At 43.6% G+C, this 2,771-nt stretch carries 3 protein-coding genes; 2 read left to right on the plus strand and 1 reads right to left on the minus strand.

The window, feature by feature from the left end; genetic code table 11:
• Positions 1 to 879: tetratricopeptide repeat protein (locus LUQ50_RS14095; protein WP_300040761.1), on the plus strand; the 879-nt coding region annotated here is incomplete at its 5' end.
• A gap of 45 nt (positions 880 to 924) precedes the next feature.
• Positions 925 to 1,632, plus strand: a complete 708-nt coding sequence (locus LUQ50_RS14100) for a hypothetical protein (protein ID WP_300040763.1) — start codon at positions 925 to 927, stop codon at positions 1,630 to 1,632.
• Positions 1,633 to 1,883: 251 nt separating this feature from the next.
• Here LUQ50_RS14100 and LUQ50_RS14105 read toward each other — a convergent pair.
• Positions 1,884 to 2,771: hypothetical protein (locus LUQ50_RS14105; RefSeq protein ID WP_300040765.1), on the minus strand; the 888-nt coding region annotated here is incomplete at its 5' end.

Here is a 2,771-nt window from a genome sequence, read left to right on the forward strand (position 1 = left end):
ACCAATGGAACCGGCTACTCACAGACCTGTTCTGACATAGACAATGATGGGATCTGTGATGCTTCTTATACCGTTTTGCCATCAGTTATCGATGAACTACCCCTGAAGTCGTCCAAAAAGACGGTAACACCCATTGATATCGAAAGTTCAGAACTGGTGGTGGAACCCTCAAATGCTGAAGATCTCGTTACCGAAGGTCTGGCACTCTTTGGAAAAGGAGAATATGAAGCAACCATTACAACGATGGACAAAGCCATTGCCCTGTCTCCAACAAAATTTCAAGCCTGGAGAGTAAAGGTACTTGCCCTGTCTAAATTAAAAAAGAATGATGAGGCTATTGCAACACTGAATTATGCACTGAAGTTGTATCCTGAGTCGATCATCCTGTGGTATACACTCGGAGATATTTACCTGCTTGAACTCACCGACTATGAGCAGGCAGAGGAAGCATATCAAAAAGCACTTGCTATAGACGAAGGCGACACCCACAGTCTCATCAATCTTGCATTTGCTTTTGATAAAACCGGGAAGAGTGAGGAGGCATTGAAATTATATCTTCAGGCCACCACAATCAATCCCTCTCTCACTGATGCATGGGTGAAAGCCGGAAATCTCGAGACGCGCGCAATGCGATATGATCAGGCAATTCTTTATTATGGCAAGGCATTAACACTGGATCCGGGAAATGCGTTCACATGGAATAATAAAGGATATACTCTTTCGCTATTAGGTGACTACGAAGGAGCGATAAAAGCGTATCAGAATGCCATTCAGATTGATAATTCTTATGATGTGGCATGGACAAATCTGGGTAATGCATATAATGCGCTAGGGAGAAAAACAGAGGCATTAGAAGCTTATTCCCAGAGAACCAAATGATGATCACACCCATATATTTTTATAAAATTGTGATATGTATCGAGTATGAAACGGTTGTGGGTACGTATTGGAATTGCGATGCTTGTCATCGTAATGACTGCCGGCGGAGTATCTGCCTATTGGTGGTCGCAGTCGAGTAGTTTCCAACAGTCATCCTACTGGAATCCGTGGGGTGGAGGGAGCTTTATGCAACAGAGTTCCTCACAGACCATTGCGTCAGGAGGAGGGATGCCCGGATATTTTGGAGGATTATACAGCGATTATTTTAGTTCGTACCAGCGCTCCAGTTTTTTTACCAGTTTTGCAGCGAATGGAACTCAAATCGCTGATGTATCTGGAGTATGGAAGACCGATCTGCTAGGAAACCTTACAATCCGACTTACTGGGGACGATATTATCAGGGCATCATATCAGGTAAATGACAAAGATGGATATATGCAGGGTAACTTCTCATCCAACGGTTCTCCAGTAATGGATGGATTCTGGTGGCAGGCTCCTGAGTACAGGCCGCCTTACCAGGCTGGTGCAGTCCAGATTACCTTTGAGAACAGCACCGCATTGAGTGGTGTATATGCATATTCAGATGGAACCTGGGGACCATTCAATGGAATTAAGATTCGGGCAAACCTGACTTCAGAAGAGGATGCTGCTCTTCAGGATATGCCCAAACTTGACTGGACTGTTGATGAAAAACAGACTTCAGACAAGCTTGTTTCTAATCCGGTTGATACCAACCCGATCACAGAAACATAACCTTTTTTTGAGATTTCAGCATCTTAAAACAGAATGCAACCGGATTCTATTCGTTTTCTCTCAATACATTGCAGATATCTTTTGAATTTAAAAATGGAGATATGGGGTATAGACAGAAAATAACATACAGATAAGAAGAGGATCAGCAGTTCTCTCTAAAAGGACAAATCCGGAGTTTCATAATGAAAAAAAATCCGGATTGTATGCAGTCATATGGTTTTGGCATAGTACTGGGTATGCTCCATCCTTTATTATGGAGAAGGTTGGGGTTCATCACATTTCTTATCCGCATTGCAATCATAGCAGACTTTTCCTACACAGGTCGGGCAACTTACGAAATCACATCCTGGGATTTCTACCATCTGGGGGAGAATTTCCATTTGTGGTGCTTCGCTGAGTCCATATTCACCTGATGGTTGTGACGTAGTAGTTGGAGATGATGTTGAGGTAGACTCTTCACTCGCGTCACAAACCCCGTTGTGATTACAATCCCTGCACGATCCTCCCGGACATTCAGAGCACGATACGAGACAGGGATCAGCATTCTGTTCATTATTGGCAACCGTACTGCTACTTATATGTGAACTCATCAGAGTTGTAGCCGATGAAGTCTGCTGGGGTATAACCGTCGGCTTTGGAGTTATTGTTGATGCAGATGATGAGGGATCAAATACTCCATTTTGATCAATAGAGATCTTCTCACCGGTTTTAATCGCGTAGAATACAACATCTTTTGGATCATAATAAAACTGGTTTAAGAGACGTGGATTGGATCCGGAAGTATACTGACCGATAAGTATCCATCCTTTATCGGGGCAGAAGAATTTTTTTAATATTCGATCATAGACCCACGATGTTTTTGAAAGGGGATCATAATAGATCCCTTCTCTGACTCCCGGCTGCCACTGCTCCGGAATTATAGGATCCGAACTCACGCTCTGCTGACCCGCTGAGTTTCCCGAAGAAGTTCCGGTTGAAGGAGTTGCAGAGGTGACAATATGTGTACTCGAAGATAATGACAGACTGGAACCAATTTCAGGACCTGTAGAACTTCCTATCACAAGACCGGTAAGAATTGGCAGATCACTCAGAGAAATTGCAGAAACCGCACATCCAAGACCGGCCAGTACGAATAGCCC

It is taken from the genome of Methanospirillum sp. (genome assembly GCF_028679455.1).
Lineage (GTDB): Archaea > Halobacteriota > Methanomicrobia > Methanomicrobiales > Methanospirillaceae > Methanospirillum.

Excerpts from the sequence above, each read along its gene's own strand:
- LUQ50_RS14100 (WP_300040763.1), top strand. The coding sequence starts at position 925 with ATGAAACGGTTGTGGGTACGTATTGGAATTGCGATGCTTGTCATCGTA.